Below are 15852 nucleotides of genomic sequence, written 5' to 3'. Positions count from 1 at the left end.
TAACAATGCTTAGCGCGCTAAAAGATAACCTTCATGAGCCAATAACCAACGTTTCCGCTCTACGCCACCGGCGTAGCCGGTCAGCGAGCCGGACGCGCCGATGACGCGATGACAGGGCACCACAATGGAGACTGGGTTCAGGCCATTAGCCATGCCCACGGCGCGGGAAGCAGTAGGGCGACCAATTCGTTGAGCCAATTCGCCGTAGGATATGGTTTTCCCGCAGGGAATGTTGCGCAACTCTTGCCACACTTGCCGTTGAAACGCCGTCCCCGCAGTTTTTACCGGCAGGCCATCGATAATATCCAGCTCACCGGCAAAGTAACGCTGCATTTTCTCGGTTAAACCGCCAGGATTAATCTTTTCAGTCAGCGTAAAAGTATTTGGCCCATAGTGAGACGTCAGTAATTTCAGCAGTCTTTCATAGTGATCGACCCAATCAATGGCGCGCAGGTTATGTTCGCTATCGCCAATAATGACCAGTTCACCTGCTGGGGTGTCAGTACGGTCAATGTAAAAGGTTTCCATAAGGCTCCGTGGGGGTTATCTACTGGTTTTATCAACAGCAGTATGGCACGAAAAACCGGCGTTTTTGAATAGCCTCTGTCAGTTTTATGCCGCCTATCATTGACAATGCGAAGTGGTTCGCACTGATTAACTACAAAGCGTTAGTCTTTATCCTTCAAACTGATTATGCCAGGTTATCAGCCGTGACTGGGCATAGCCTTAAATAGCGACTAGGATGAGGTTTTGCCTAATCTATCGGAGTCAGAAAGATGTCAGTTGACCGCCCGCAGCCCTTATTAACCGCTGAGGATTGCTCGCCGGCCGTGCTAGAACGCGCTTGTGCAGTCTCTCCTTTCATTTTCCTGGCTGACCATGCCGGGCAAACTATCCCCTCGCGATTAGGTGATTTAGGCCTACCGCCCGGCGAAATAGATCGACATATTGGCTGGGATATCGGCTCTTTACCCGTAGCTCAACGGCTCAGTGAGCTGCTGGATGCCACCTTAATCCATCAGCGTTATTCTCGCCTGGTCATCGACTGTAACCGTACTCCCGGTATCGCCAGTTCTATCCCTGAAATTTCCGAGCAAACCACGATTCCAGGCAATCAAAGTGTCACCCCCGCGCAGGCAGAAGCCCGCAGAACCGAAATTTTCCAGCCTTACCACGATCTTATTCGCCAAACGCTGGATCGACGCGCAGCCCAAGGGCAACCTAGCGTTATCATTTCTATGCATAGTTTTACGCCAACTTTTAAAGGTGTGGCCAGACCTTGGCAGATCGGTACGCTGTTTAACCGCAATCCGGAATGGGCTTTATTGCTGGTTGAATTATTACGTGCAGAAGGCGATTTACAGGTCGGGGTCAACGAACCTTATGCCATCCTTTGGACAACAGCAATGGGCAGAAAAATTGTCGCGTATTCTAACGCAACTGTGGCAACAATTTAGTGACCGTTGCTGATTGTGCGGCGAGTTGGTCGCGAATTAAGGAAGAGTCAATTGGGTGAAATCGGTCCAAAATAAACAACCGCCAACCAACAACGTGCTGGCGAGCGCTTGCCTGATGAGGCAATTGGCGCGAAATAGAACAAAAATAGCGCAATTAACGCTGTATAAATGAGCGATATTCAGATAATATCGTGGTACTGTTTATTTATACAGTACCACGACGCATTGATATTTACTCACGTTCAATCAGGCTCAGTATCGTATTTGAAACCGTTCGTGAGAAGAGAGATCTTCCTAAATCTTATCTTGAGAGGCCGCTACGATGACATTTCGCATTATTGAAAAACAGCCGCAGCAAGTTGTCAGTATTCGGGTGATTGGCCCTTACGCCGAAACCATTCCTCTTGGTTTCAAACAGTTATCATCCTGGCAGCAGCAGCACCCGTTACCCTATGAATCCTGGCTAGCGCTTTATTGGGATAACCCTGAAACCACGCCACCCGCCAATCTGCGGGCTGATGTGGCTTTTTCTGTGGCCGATGATTTTGTCTTGCCCGCGCATGCCAGCAGTGGTGTGCTTTTACAAATAATACCTGGTGGGACTTATGCGGTTTATCGTGCGCGGGTGACCGATGGGGATTATGCCAAGGCATGGGGAGAGTTGTATAACCTGCATTTACCCGCCAGTGGCTACCTCCCGGCAGAAGGTGCGTGTTTTGAGGTCTATTTGAATGACGGAATGGCCGACGGTTATTTCGATATTGATATCTATCAGTCAGTGAGACCGATGGACACCGAGTAACTCGTACTCCGCGGAGTGAATACTTTCCTACTCGCTAAATTCTGCCCTTACTGGTTTAACTTTTTGATAAATATGGTGATGTTTCAGTGAGGCAGGGATGTCGGTAAATAGGGAACATGGGAAAGCATGCCAGAGCGGCAAAATGCCGCTTTCTGTTAGTAAAATTGAGCCGATGTTTTTTAAAGTAGTTTGATTAAAAATGAGGGTGAAATAATTAACATAAGCCGTCATAAAAACGTCATCCGGCTGCTCTAGTATCCAATGTAACCAATAAATACAAACTGTATTAGTGTGTTACAAAAGGAACTCTACCGATGTCAAAGCGCATTTCTACCGCTTCCCGAGTCGCATTATCAACGCTGTTGCTGTCTACCAGTTGCACATTACTGATGCCTAACGCCAGTGCCGCAGAAACGGGCTTATATGACCGTTCCGCGAAAGGCGACATCACTCAGTTCGGCGGAGCTCGTCGATTAGATAGTGACCAGACGCAGGCTTTACGCGACTCTTTATCGGATAAAACCGTAAAAAATGTCATTTTGCTGATTGGCGATGGAATGGGCGATTCTGAAATCACCTCGGCGCGTAACTATGCGGCGGGTGCCGGCGGTTTCTTCAAAGGCATTGATGCCTTGCCACTGACGGGTCAATACACGCATTACTCTTTAGACAAAAAGACGCAAAAACCGAATTATGTAACTGATTCCGCTGCGTCAGCCACCGCATGGTCAAGCGGCGTTAAAACTTATAACGGCGCGTTGGGTGTGGATGTTACAGGCAAAGATCACATCACCATTCTGGAACTGGCGAAAGCGGCAGGGAAAGCCACTGGCAACGTTTCTACCGCAGAGTTGCAAGATGCCACGCCTGCCGCTCAGTTTGCTCACGTTACCGGTCGCAAATGCTATGGCCCTGAAGAAACTAGCGAAAAATGCGCGACCAATGCGCTGGAAAACGGCGGAAGAGGTTCGATAACCGAGCAAATGATCCAAGCCCGGGCAGATATCACGCTAGGCGGCGGAGCAAAATCTTTTGAGCAACTGGCTAAGGCCGGCGAGTGGAAGGATAAATCCTTGCGCGACCAGGCTATTGCCCGCGGTTATCTGATTGTTGAGAGTCTGAATGATCTCAATGGGGTAACTCAGGCAAATCAGGATAAACCCGTTCTTGGCCTATTCTCGGCGGGTAATATGCCAGTGCGTTGGTTAGGCCCGAAGGCGTCATACCACGGTAATATCGATAAATCTCCAGTCACCTGCGAGGTGAATCCGGAACGCACTGCGGATATTCCAACGTTGGCCGCCATGACAGAAAAAGCCATAGAAGTGTTGAAAACCAATGAAAAAGGTTTCTTCCTACAGGTAGAAGGGGCGTCAATTGATAAACAGGATCATGCCGCGAACCCTTGTGGTCAGTTCGGTGAAACTGTTGATTTGGATGAAGCGGTACAAAAAGCGCTCGAGTTCGCAAAAGCCGACGGCAACACGCTGGTGATTGTGACCGCCGACCATGCTCATTCCAGCCAGATCGTCGAGGCCGATGCCAAGGCGCCGGGGTTGACGCAGGCATTAATGACCAAAGATGGCGCGGTGATGGCGATCAGTTATGGGAATTCCGAAGATGACTCTCAAGGTCATACCGGCACGCAGCTACGCATTGCTGCCTATGGCCCTCACGCGGCTAACGTCGTGGGTCTAACTGACCAAACCGACCTGTTCTTTACCATGCGTGATGCAATGGCGTTGAAGTAATGGCGTTGAAGTAATGGCGTTGAAGTAATAATTGATTTTATTGGAAATAATATACTCCCCGTTTGCGTTGGCTGCGGGGATTTTTATCGTTGACTCTCTGCCTATAGCGCGATGTCTATCGGGCAATAAGATGCCGGAGTTGTTTAATCATTTCTGTATGAAGCGCCTGATGAGCGATATCCCGCACGAGTATTACCTCAACGTTAACCCGTTCGGCTAACCAGTTGGTTGCAACCATACCCATTCGGTCTTTTTCACCACAAACGAGAGTGACACCCTGAGCGTCCATTTGCGCAACTTGTCGCAATATATCGTTGGTAATAAAAAATCCGGCGGCATGGTAATGAATTTCTAGCATGATGGCGGAATAAGTTCGCGGATTGAAAAATTCATCGGTTAACGTGATTGTCTGATGGAAATCCTGGTGCGCATTTGTCGCGATTTCATCGGTATTCACCCAAAGTTGAGCCATAGATCTCTTCTGACTGGCTAGGCCCGTGGCCAAAATCTGTAAACAGCGATAGTAGGTGGCCGATTTAGGTTGGTTTTCAGCAAAAATAAAAGGTTTTAGCCTATGCGTCTGGCAGATCTGCTGATGGAAATAAAACCAATGCAGCTCCTGCACAGTCGCAATAGGAATAAAAGGGCAACCGATTACCAGTTTCAAACCGCTCATGCCATAGCGAATTTTGTATAAAATGCCTAACCAACAGCCCCAGGAGAGACCTAAAATATTGGCACGCGGCATTTTTAAAAAACATCGAAGCCTCTCAATATCTTCCACCAGATGGTTGATGGTATTGATTCTTCGCTCGCCGTAAGGAAGAGATTGGCCGCAACCTCGTTGATCAAAAATTAAAACGTCGCACAGTGACAAATCAAAAAATGCCGTATGAATAAGATGACTTTGCCCCGCAGGCCCTCCGTGGAGAACGATCCAAGGTTCGCCCTGCGGATTTCCATGCCGCTCCCAATATATGGAGTGCAGATCATCAACCGGGAAGAAACCTGAGCTACGCACTTGCGTCATGGGTATTTTCTCAACATATAAAACTGAAATATGTGGCACTGATCCAGTGAGCTGGCCGTATTCTTTATTACCTCAAATCCAAGCGCCGAGGCCAGGTCTGTGATGGGAACCAATACGGGAGTATGACCAAAAACAAATGCTATCCCGCCGGGATTCAATAGGCCGATCAAATGATTAAAAGCGAGCGCCGCGCTACCTATTTGCATCACTTCATCATTCAGAAAGCGCAGAATAAGAATATCGCAGCGTTGCCGGGAAGACATGGCGTCGCCAACGGAAAAAGAAATAGGCCGTTCCTTATGTCTCTCACGAGCAAATTCGATCATCTGAGGAGAAATATCTGAACCAATATAATTAAACTCAGGAAGTTTATTAGCCAGGGATGCCAGAAAATCACCGGTAGAACAGGCGGGATCGTAAATAACACCCTGGGTTTTTAACACCTTAAGGCTGAGTTCTGTGTGCATCTGAAAATGGCGTTCTTCCCTAGCCATTCTCTCAGCAGAAAGGTGGTCAACTTGCCAAAATTTATCGCCAGAGGGAAGTGCGCCGTCAAAATCGCGAATAAAACAAAAATCAATTTCGCCCATAGGGTCGGTTAATAGGCTTTGGAAAAAACTAGAGCGCCGGCGAGAAGAGGGGGCAATATAACTGAACGTGACATGGTTTCCTTCCCGTCTGGCAGAATTGAACGGACCTAATAAATTAATATCGCTTAATACGCTGGGCCAGCTTTGTCGACCTAATTCATTTTCACATATAAATTTTCGCCCCAGCCAGGATTCCTCTTCCGCATGTGCCAGGAAATAACTCCCCATGCTAAGGTCAACCTCTTCGGTTAAGGTCACTATATTGCCTTCGGGAATATCCCCTATCTGTTTCTGGTGTTTAATATATTGATGTTCTCTGATTAACCACCTGACGGCAAAATCATCTTTAGATAGTTTTTTTTTCAAGAGACCTCCTTCCTCTTAACAGAGGTAAAACAATATTCCCGCTGGTAATAATATAAAAGCGTTCAAAGCTAGGAATTAAAACATTGGTTAGACACACCTGAGAAGTTTCATAGAGAATACTCTTCCCGATAACAAACCCTTGTTCAATTAAATCCTGTTCTATCTCGACAAGATCTTCGGCGGGGCGACTGTCTGCGTGGTCTGAAACTGGCAGGCGACACAGTAAGACTTCATTGGTGTTAAAAATATCCGCGGTTCGCATGCAAAAACAACGCTCTAATTTTTTGTATCTTAATAACCGCTGATGCAATACTTCGTTCTCTCGTTGAATCTCTTGGCTATGATTAAATACCGCATTGATTTGTACCAATTCACTTAACGCTCGCTGCAATGCGTGGTGCGGATGTAGCGATGTTCCGCAGCCTATTGGATATTTTATTAGTTTTGATTTTTCAGCTAACGCCAGATAAGTACGACATTTCAGTCCCTGAGTAATATCCAGTACTCGTATCCTTTGTTGAATTTCCTCTTCTGAATTTTGCCAGCTGCGTGCGACGTCTTCCGGTAAACTCTGCTTATCAATTTCATATATTGTACATGGGCTTCGGCTGTATAAACCCTGGATAAGAAACAAAGATAATGCATCCCTTTCTATACATTCATTTATGCCATGTAATAAAGCTTCGTTTCGGTTTGCGCCAATAGCAATGCCGCTATTGCTTCCATAGCGAGCGAGATAACGATAGTCAAAATTATCATCGGCAAGAGGTTTACGGGAATAATTGGGATCGCAAAGCGCTAATGGATAATAAAAATCTCCCGCGGTAGAGGCGAAGCGGCGCGTAGCCAGATGACTATCAGGTTGAGTGCTAATCATATCCAGCACATCGTCACTAGCTAGTATTCCCTTACGCATCAGAGTCTTTGCAGGCCGTACTGTGGCTAGAGGAGAGGAAAAATCCTCAATATAATGCTCCAGTGCTTCAAATAATGCCCCAACAAAAGCATTGTCATAATCTCCTTTACCTACGCCCATCGTTTGATTGTTATTCTTTGGATGTTTTAACGTAACAACAATCGTCAGAATATTCTTTCCGTAAACTTCTTTACGCCACATCAAACCCAGATTATCAATTTCTTTGATAACGCGATCTTTTGCATCGGATAATGTGAAATCGCGCTCAATAGGACGCATAGGAATTCCTCCCTGGAATAGCAAGCAGTCATGTGGGGAATTTTCGGTTAAATGATACTATTAATGGAAAGGGAGTTATTTAAGCGCCGATGAGGCCACTATCGGCGCTTAATGTTTTTAGTCATTAAAATAAGAGACAAATAACTTAGTTGTCAGTATGTTAATGACTACTTATATTTACTCGTCATCCTTAAGAGCTTCGGTCTCAGAGTGAGTCAAATGAACTTCCTGAGGTGAATGGCTCTCTTCTGACGCATTTACTGGATTAGCATTAAACGAAACCATATATCCCATATTAACACTCCTTTGCAGTTTAAATAGACAAGCACTGATGTGCTCAAAATTCATACTATCTATATTTATCAAATAAAACGTGATCAAGATCACTATTTTAAATTAATTGTTAATTATTTAGTATTAAATAAATAATTATGTTGCTTATTTTTGCTTTAAAAACATTAAGTATATTAAATTTATTTAGTTCATAGGTAAATAGGCCAGCTTTCGTTATAAATACCTACATTTACTCGGTCATTACGTTATAAGATGAGGTGTTGCTGGGGAATAGAGGAATGAGAATAGAATAATGCAGGCAACCATACCGATTGCCTGATCTAATAAACAGTGATTATCTGACGCGAATATAATTGCCATCAGCGCTAACGTTATGACCAAATCCGCAGTCACCCGCAGTTTCTACAGTCACATCCGCATGAGTAAATTGCATATTAACTTTGCAGTCACCGGAATAATCAGTTTCTTTATCTGCTTTACTCTGGTCGTATTCTACCTTGCCATCAGCTGGAATACTGCTAACAAAAGAGAATTGCCCCATATTAGGGCCATAGTAGATGCCCATAATACCAAAATAGTAACCATTGTAATCTATGGTGAATTTATTACCTTTTGGCGTGACTTCAATGGAGTTCCAATTACCCAGTCCTGAATATTGCCAATATTCACCAGCATAAGTTGTCGGTTTAGGTAATGCGGCTATTTTATCAGCGATAAGCTTCAGGTTATATTGCGATTTTTTATCTTCTGGAGCAATCATTAACCAGGCTTTTGCTTTAAGCAGATCTCCCTGACGAATATAGGTTAGCGCCATATTGTTATAAGCCGTAGCTCGGGCGCCGCTATCTACTTTTACCTCGTCAGAGAAGTGGCAGGCTTCTGTCCAGGCAACCTGATTCATAAAATGCTTTTGCGCTGTAACGTAATCACCTTTTTGATAGGCGGTATTTCCTGCATTAGCGTAAGAAGGAATTTTTTTGCAGTCGGCAATCACGCGCCGATCGTCAATTTCAGCATGAACCTGCGCCGTAAAAAGTAAATTGAGTCCGATCAAAACGTAGGGAAGGTTTTTCCTCAATTTCGTCTTAGGTATCATGTCGTTCGGTTCCTTGTTCAAATGTTATTCTGCCACATTGCTGAGGGTGTAATAGAAAAGCTCCACCCTGATCCTGAATCGATGCCTCTACTTAAATCATGGGGCGGAGATTAGCATCCCGACGTATAAAACTGTGAATTATTGCCATCAGGATATGACCGCCAATGCAAAAGAGCAGCAGCCATGCTAGTGGCCCATGCATCATATCGATCCAAACGGTAATCCCTTTGATTTCAATCCCCGTGGCTGGCAACACAGGGATGCCCATGACAACCACGCCTTTGCCATCAGCATAACAGCGGAGAAGGGCCAAAAAGGGAATCACAAACATCAATAAATAAAGCGTAATATGCCCAACAATGGCGATCTTGTTCGCTTTATTTGGCCTCGAAAGCGGGTAACGGTGTCTATTAAACCCACGCCATAAAGCACGTATTATTACCAGGATAAATAGCAAAAAGCCTACGGTTGCGTGGGAACCCTGTTTATCCATCCACAAGGTAAATGCGGTGCGTCCGAAAGTATGCCAGACAATCACGCTGAAAAATTGCCATAAAAATAACAAAGCCATCAACCAATGAAGTGTCCGACTGATTAAACCAAAACGCGAGGGCGTATCAAGCCAGTTAATTCTGTTTGTCACCGTCATCCTTGTATTGCAACCAGTATGTTTGCAGGGCATTTATTCATTGAGATGAGATTTTTCCCATCAGAATAAAATATCCGTTAAAACAGAAAGTTAATTCCGAGAGATTAACCGAGATTCTTCTGTTTGAAAATAGCAATCATTCAGCATTTTATGTGTGATAGGGATACACTCAGGCTGTTCTGGCAACTGCTACCTACTTTTTAGCCACTTATATTGTTAGCGCCCTGGCATTATTCCTTACAAACAGCGTGCTCAAACTAGCGTCTGCTGGCATAATTGTTTTTCCCGCTATCGGGAGGCTTTATTATAAATTACTTATATTGATAATCTGCTGAGTTGATTTCACCTGTATTAACTCGGGGAGATTTCGGCTATCTGCAATGCGTACTTTATAAAAATAGAATTATTATTAAGAAATTGCCCTTAAGGGCAGCATAAAAATTATTATTTCAAGATAGGGGCTTATAAACCATCGTGACTAAGATAAAATCTGCCACAACTGGCTGGGTCATACTGTTAATGTTTCTTTTGGCTTTGCTATCACTGCTGCCAAAAGAAACATCAATAGCCGTTGGTGCTGCACTATTATGCATTTTCTTCTTTTGGCATTATTTGAAAGCCGCAAAGCGTGTCTCTAAGCCGAAGCTCGAACTGGCAACTGAACCTTCGCCTTTGCTTTCCGATATACCTTCCGACGAGAGGGACATCTCGGCGACGCTCCCGCTGCAATCGGACGATGAGTTTTATATTTTCAGGCTGGCAGATGAGCTGAATAAACAAAATTATCAGGCTTCAGTGCTACCTCAAGGCTCACTATCGCGAGCCTCTTGGCTGCCTCCTGGGGAACTGGCCGTGGTGGCCGGAATTAATTTACCGGATGGCATGATCTACATCGGGAATAAATTGAAAAGTAATCGCAGTGGCGCAGAGCCTGCGTTTATTAACCCAACGCTGAAAGTGGCCGCCGATCATGTTGATATGTCTTTGCCGCTGACTGATGAACGTCCTAACTACTCCATGATATCGCCAGAGGCTCGCCGCGCTTATTTGCAATGGCTGGCAGAAGGGCGTCAGGCTCCTGAAGCTTATATTGGCTACGTTTTCCTGTTCTTCTATGGATTAGAACATCGCTTATTGATTGACGCAAACGTAGACGTTGCAGCCAAAAATGAGCAACCGGCGTTAAAAGCGGAAATTATCCGTTTACTCGGAATTTATGGCGAGCATCGTGAATTCGAACGTTGTGCACGTAACTTATTGGTTTATCTCACACCTCTCGATCCCACGGAAAAAACTTATCTTTCTTCGCCGCCGATTGGCAGCTACGGGACAGATTTACCATTAGGTTTACGAATCGGTTTAGGGCAGTTAGCCGTTGACCAGCATCCATTACCGGCGGATTGGGCCGTAGCCTGGGCATTATCTGATCCTAACTTGCCGCATAATATTGCCGCTACGCGCAATTTTGGCGTTTTCTCGCAGCTGTTCCAACAGCGATATAGACAGTATTTCCCGCAAGGTTTCATACTGCCTATGAATAAAACCAAACTACAGATTTGCTACCGTTCGGCTTCCGCAGGGCTGATGGATCAACAGTTTACCCGGCGTATTCATGATTTGCCTGATGTGGTCGTGGCTAAAGATAGCAGAGAGAAACTAAGGCTGATTCTGGAGGATTGTTACACCGAGTTAGCCGGTTACAGCCAGTTTATTGCGCTCAATCCCGATAAAATTAACGATCTGGAAGCTATTTTGCTACTGCCAATGACGCTGTGGCCAGAAGCGTTAAAGCAAGAATTGGACAATATCAAAGAGCGGGTGGGATACGGGTTACTGCTCATGACCTACAACGAACTATTTACCCGCTTAAATAGCCCCGGAGAGGTGACGCGTAATAAAGTCATGGCGTTAGTCCGAGCTATGGAGAAAATACAGCTTGGGGTCGAACCTGATATTTTATCCGATAATATTACTCCGTCGGCACAGGATACGATTGCACTGTTTCCTATCACGGTGCTAGCAACGGAATCAGAAACGCTCCCGGCTTATCGGGTAACGGTGGTAACGCTCGATCTGGCCTGCGCGGCGGTAATGGTAGACGGCGGGATTTCTGAGCCAGAATTAATGATGCTCAGCCAACATGTCGATGCCTGGGGGCATATCAGCCCCGGTCAACGTATGCGCTTAAAAGCGTATTTACAGCCGGGAATAAAGAAAACCAGCACCTTGGGCGCGTTACGTAAAAAAATGGAGCCGCTCAGTGTCACAACCCGACGGGCTATTGCCGCGTTTTTGGCCCACCTGGTTCAGGCCGATGGCAAAGTTACCCCGCAGGAAGTGAAATTTCTGGAGCGGGTTTATGTGCGGTTATCACTGGACAGTAAATTGGTCTATACCGACCTGCATCAATCACCGCCGGTTAGCGTGACTCAGACCACGGCTAAAATGATTAACGATAATGCCAGAGTGGCGCAATTGCAGCAGGAAAGTCGCGAACTGTATAAAGTGCTATCAACGATGTTTCCCGCTACTGTAGAACAAAAATCTAAGCCTATTCAGCCCATGGCCACCTGGGTAAAACCGGTGGAAATTTTTGGATTAGATGCCGATCATTCGGCGCTATTACGTTTATTAATTGGTCGGCTGCTGTGGTCCAGAGATGAACTTATCGATATTGCGGAAGATATGGCACTCCCATTGGATGAAGCCTTGTCTACGCTGAATGAAAAAACGCACTCGGTTTTCAATTTGCCATTAACCGAAGGCAATCGCCCAGTAAAAATCAACCGTACCATACTGCGCTCTTTAGCGGCGTAGCCGAGTAAATATCCGGTCAGAAAGCCGAATCAGGCTTTTATTGATCTGATATTTTGCACGATGTATGGCGTTGTAAGGTTGCTCATACAGACAAACTACCGGAGAATAGCCGGCTAAGATAAAATCAGGAACCCAAGTGGCGTATTAACCGCAGGAGTCGTAGAAAGAATGAAGTACAAGTGGATACTTTTTGATGCGGACGAAACGCTATTTCATTTTGATGCTTACCAAGGGTTAAAACTGATGTTTTCCCGCTTCAAAACTGAATTTACGCTACAGGATTATGAGCATTATCAATTGGTTAATCAGCCATTGTGGGTGGATTATCAAAACGGGAAAATTAATGCCGCACAGTTGCAAAGCACTCGTTTTGAAATGTGGGCGAACAGGTTGGGCGTATCGCCCCATACGCTAAACAGTGAGTTTCTGGTCGCGATGGCGGATATTTGCGCTCTGCTTCCCGGCGCGCAGGAATTAATTAATGCGCTGCATGGTAAAGCTCAATTGGGGATTATTACCAACGGCTTTACTGACTTACAGAATGTTCGTTTGGAACGCACCGGTTTGAAGAACGTGTTCTCGCCGCTGGTTATTTCCGAAGAAGTAGGGGTAGCCAAGCCGGACGTAGGAATTTTCGAGTATGCGTTCAATCTGATGGCAAATCCGCCCAAAGAGCAAATCTTGATGGTAGGCGATAATCCGCATTCAGATATTCAGGGCGGAATTAACGCAGGTATTGATACTTGCTGGTTAAATACTCAGGGGCATGCGCGTCCAGAAGGAATTCAACCGCGCTATCAGGTCAGTTCTTTAACTGAGTTGCAGCATTTACTCCTCGCCTAAAGTCTTTAATCTGTAAACAACCGCAGAGTCAATAGGGTAGAGCGTTGCCAATTTTGGCAAGGTTCACTCTATCTCGTCATCAAATCATTGGGCTATACGCATATAAAAAATCTATTTATCATTGAAATTAATAGATTTTATTTTTAACCACTTCATTCAACATCTGTTTCAATCTCCCCGATTTTTCCCTCAAGTGGGCCTTTAGGTGGATAAATAATCAGTATTTGTTGGTTTTTTATCAGGTCAGGACTATAGACAAATAGCTTTATACGAAAAAAATCAAAATATTCATAAAATAAATTAATTTTGTTATATACAGGCGATTATTTATTGGTAAAGATAACTATTATCATCTTTGGTTATTAGCGAGGGAACGCTGAATGAAGCCATTGCCTCAGGTTGGCGCATCCTCTCAAAAATGCAGTGATGATAATGTAATCCTTTGTATTTAAAGGGTTTTGATGAGTGAATATAAACTAACGGAGTAGTATCATCATCATGTCTAACCTACAAGACATCACCAACCAGACCACAACGGCTAGCCAATCCAAAATTGTGACCTTAGAACAACTTGACCAACGCAGTCTGGAAAAGTTAATCAGTGGCGAAATTCTTGCCATAAGAATCCCTAACTACTGTACGGAAGAAACTGCCTCATCGCTGAATGATTACATCGATAAAACGGCAAAACTGCACCAGTACACCCATGAAACTTATGAAGATGGTCAGGTTGTGCAGAATTTCTACGGCGTGCATCGCTGGGGGACGCCGTTCAATATGACCTACGGCAAGCCTGATGGCGACGGTGCCAAAGAGAAATATTATGCCGATGCAGCCAAGATGCGTGAACTGATCGATAATATTTGCGCGCCAGCAAAACCACCGGTGCAGGCATTGATTGACCATTTCCAACAACATTGGCCAGACGGAGCGGTTACCGCATCTTTTGAGGGAAAACCGATGTTTGCCGGGATTATCCGCGCCATGTTCCCGGAGACGGCTCATCTATCCGAAACGGTTCCCCACGTGGATTGCCTACCATTCTCCATAGCCGAATTAGAACATCAGTTTAGCGCCAATATTTATATTGAAACTCCACCGTCCGGGGGAGAATTAATGGTATGGGACACGGAGGCGTTTTCATTTGATGAGGTCGAACTGTTTGAGGGCGATCAATTACCAGAGGAACGTCTGCAATTCCCGCTGCGAATTCAGCCGCAAAAGAATGAACTGGTGATTATTAATACGCGTCGACCACATGCAATTTGCGGGTTTGATTCGGGCAAACGCATCAGCATGCAGTCATTTATCGGCTATAACACCAATGAACCATTCTATTTCTGGTGCTAAGCGGCATTAACTTTTTCCTTTTAGGATAATAAATTATGACTCCTGATGAATTTCGTCGGCATGGTCACGCCATGATCGATTTAATTGCTGATTATCGCCAGAATATTGAGCAGCGGCCGGTGCATCCGAATACGCTGCCGGGTGAGATTAAAGCCAATCTGCCAATGACCGCGCCGGAGAAAGGCGAATCCTTTGAACACATTATGGCGGATGTGGAATCGCTAGTGATGCCCGGTTTATTGCATTGGCAGCATCCTCACTTTTTCGGTTATTTCCCCTCCAACGTTGAGCTGTCATCGGTATTAGGTGATTGCCTGAGTACCGGGCTAGGCGTAATTGGCCTATCTTGGCAATCCAGCCCGGCATTGACGGAAATTGAGGAAGTCACGACCAACTGGCTGCTAAAAATGATTGGTCTGAGTGATGCATGGAGTGGCGTCATTCAGGATTCCGCATCGACTGCGACATTGGTGGCATTAATCAGCGCACGGGAACGGACTTCCGACTACGCATTGATGCAGGACGGCATGCAAAATAGCGCCGCGCCGCTTATTGTGTATACCTCGCAGGAAGCCCATAGCGGCGTGAACAAAGCGGCGATGCTGGCGGGATTTGGCTTAAATAACATCAGGTTAGTCGCCACGGATGAGCACAACGCCCTGTCTCCCCACGCACTGGATAAAGCGATACAGCAGGATCTGGCCGCTGGAAACCGTCCTTGTATCGTGATTGCTACCACCGGAACCACGGCGGCCACGGCGATGGATCCGCTGGATGCTATCGGTGATATAAGCCAGAAGTACGGGCTGTGGATGCATGTCGATTCGGCAATGGCGGGTTCCGCGATGATTTTGCCGGAATTCCGTCACTTATGGCTTGGGATCGAAAAAGCCGATTCGGTGGTGCTGAATCCGCATAAATGGCTCGGAGCTGCCTTTGATTGTTCGGTTTATTGTGTACGTGATTCGGAGCATTTGATTCGTATTATGAGCACCAACCCGAGCTTCTTACAGTCGACGGCTGACGGTCAAGTACGTAATTATCGTGACTGGGGGATTCCGCTGGGACGCCGTTTCCGGGCGCTCAAACTGTGGTTTTTAATCCGTGAGCAGGGCGTTGAAGGGCTACAGGCGCGGTTGCGTCGCGATATCGATAATGCCCGCTGGTTAGCAGAGCAAATGGCGGAACATGAGGATTGGAAGCTTGTGGCTCCGCTGAATTTGCAAACGCTGTGCGTGCGGCATGAACCGAAGGGTTTACAAGGAGAAGCGCTGGATGCCTACACCCGTTCTTGGGCGGAAACCTTGAATCAGTCGGGCAATGCTTATGTGACTACGGCAACTTTAGGCGGGCGTTGGATGGTCAGAATTTCCATTGGCACTTTGGGCACTGAGCGCCGCCATGTAGAAGCATTATGGTCGCAGCTACAGCAGTTGGTGAGTGAAGCAGCGGCGGCGGCATAATTAACGCTGCCTAGTCTATAAATGATGGCTGTGTGAGGGAACTGACCTGTTGTAAATAACGTCAGTTCCCTTTTTATTACCAAAAATTCATGGATATATCTGCCACGGAAGGATGTTAGGATGTCAGCTGTGATTAATAGCGACATTGA

The 15852-nt window shown here is 45.8% G+C and carries 13 protein-coding genes; 7 read left to right on the top strand and 6 right to left on the bottom strand.

What is annotated here, in order from left to right; genetic code table 11:
* Positions 1-9: 9 nt before the first annotated feature.
* Positions 10-528: a methylated-DNA--[protein]-cysteine S-methyltransferase gene (gene ogt, locus PL78_RS05430; protein ID WP_064513804.1), complete on the bottom strand. Its 519-nt coding sequence runs from the start codon at positions 526-528 to the stop codon at positions 10-12.
* Positions 529-776: 248 nt separating this feature from the next.
* On the opposite strand from ogt, the gene PL78_RS05425 reads away from it, so the two are divergent.
* The 3 genes from PL78_RS05425 to phoA all read left to right on the top strand — a co-directional run bounded on the left by PL78_RS05425 (position 777) and on the right by phoA (position 4010).
* On the top strand, positions 777-1457 hold the full coding sequence (locus PL78_RS05425) for an N-formylglutamate amidohydrolase (RefSeq protein WP_128821809.1): 681 nt from the start codon (positions 777-779) through the stop codon (positions 1455-1457).
* Between the two features lie 322 nt (positions 1458-1779).
* Positions 1780-2259, top strand: coding sequence for a DNA gyrase inhibitor SbmC (gene sbmC, locus PL78_RS05420; RefSeq protein WP_064513802.1), 480 nt, complete (start codon positions 1780-1782; stop codon positions 2257-2259).
* A 314-nt stretch (positions 2260-2573) separates the two neighbouring features.
* Positions 2574-4010 carry an alkaline phosphatase gene (gene phoA, locus PL78_RS05410; RefSeq protein WP_064513798.1) on the top strand — a complete coding sequence of 479 codons (1437 nt, stop codon included), beginning with the start codon at positions 2574-2576 and terminating at the stop codon, positions 4008-4010.
* Between the two features lie 115 nt (positions 4011-4125).
* Here the strand turns inward: phoA and PL78_RS05405 are convergent, their stop codons facing one another.
* The 5 genes from PL78_RS05405 to PL78_RS05385 form a co-directional block, all read right to left on the bottom strand.
* The gene (locus tag PL78_RS05405) at positions 4126-5040 is read right to left on the bottom strand and encodes an alpha/beta fold hydrolase (RefSeq protein ID WP_064513796.1); all 915 of its coding nucleotides are present in this window, start codon (positions 5038-5040) and stop codon (positions 4126-4128) included.
* Positions 5037-5996: a class I SAM-dependent methyltransferase gene (locus PL78_RS05400; protein WP_064513794.1), complete on the bottom strand. Its 960-nt coding sequence runs from the start codon at positions 5994-5996 to the stop codon at positions 5037-5039. Before PL78_RS05400 ends, PL78_RS05405 begins: the two co-directional genes overlap by 4 nt.
* Entirely contained in the window at positions 5977-7191 is a 1215-nt protein-coding gene (locus tag PL78_RS05395) for a YcaO-like family protein (RefSeq protein ID WP_064513791.1), read from the bottom strand. Before PL78_RS05395 ends, PL78_RS05400 begins: the two co-directional genes overlap by 20 nt.
* Positions 7192-7819: 628 nt before the next feature.
* Positions 7820-8581, bottom strand: coding sequence for a tetratricopeptide repeat protein (locus PL78_RS05390; protein ID WP_064513790.1), 762 nt, complete (start codon positions 8579-8581; stop codon positions 7820-7822).
* Positions 8582-8672: 91 nt separating this feature from the next.
* Positions 8673-9224: a cytochrome b gene (locus PL78_RS05385; protein ID WP_064513788.1), complete on the bottom strand. Its 552-nt coding sequence runs from the start codon at positions 9222-9224 to the stop codon at positions 8673-8675.
* A gap of 480 nt (positions 9225-9704) precedes the next feature.
* Here PL78_RS05385 and PL78_RS05380 point away from each other — a divergent pair, with 480 nt between their 5' ends.
* The 4 genes from PL78_RS05380 to PL78_RS05365 all read left to right on the top strand — a co-directional run bounded on the left by PL78_RS05380 (position 9705) and on the right by PL78_RS05365 (position 15703).
* A complete protein-coding gene (locus tag PL78_RS05380) occupies positions 9705-12047 on the top strand; it encodes a tellurite resistance TerB family protein (RefSeq protein ID WP_064513786.1) in 2343 nt (780 codons plus the stop codon).
* 168 nt (positions 12048-12215) lie between these two features.
* Positions 12216-12890 (top strand): pyrimidine 5'-nucleotidase, encoded by a 675-nt coding sequence (gene yjjG, locus PL78_RS05375; protein WP_064513785.1) that lies wholly within the window; start codon positions 12216-12218, stop codon positions 12888-12890.
* A gap of 498 nt (positions 12891-13388) precedes the next feature.
* On the top strand, positions 13389-14240 hold the full coding sequence (locus tag PL78_RS05370) for a 2OG-Fe(II) oxygenase (RefSeq protein ID WP_064513782.1): 852 nt from the start codon (positions 13389-13391) through the stop codon (positions 14238-14240).
* A 35-nt stretch (positions 14241-14275) separates the two neighbouring features.
* On the top strand, positions 14276-15703 hold the full coding sequence (locus PL78_RS05365) for a pyridoxal phosphate-dependent decarboxylase family protein (RefSeq protein WP_064513780.1): 1428 nt from the start codon (positions 14276-14278) through the stop codon (positions 15701-15703).
* Positions 15704-15852 lie beyond the last annotated feature (149 nt).

This window comes from Yersinia entomophaga (assembly GCF_001656035.1).
In the GTDB taxonomy this organism is placed as follows: Bacteria; Pseudomonadota; Gammaproteobacteria; order Enterobacterales; family Enterobacteriaceae; genus Yersinia; species Yersinia entomophaga.
Note: the sequence above shows the minus strand (reverse complement) of the source record. Positions and strands in the feature narration are given on the sequence as shown.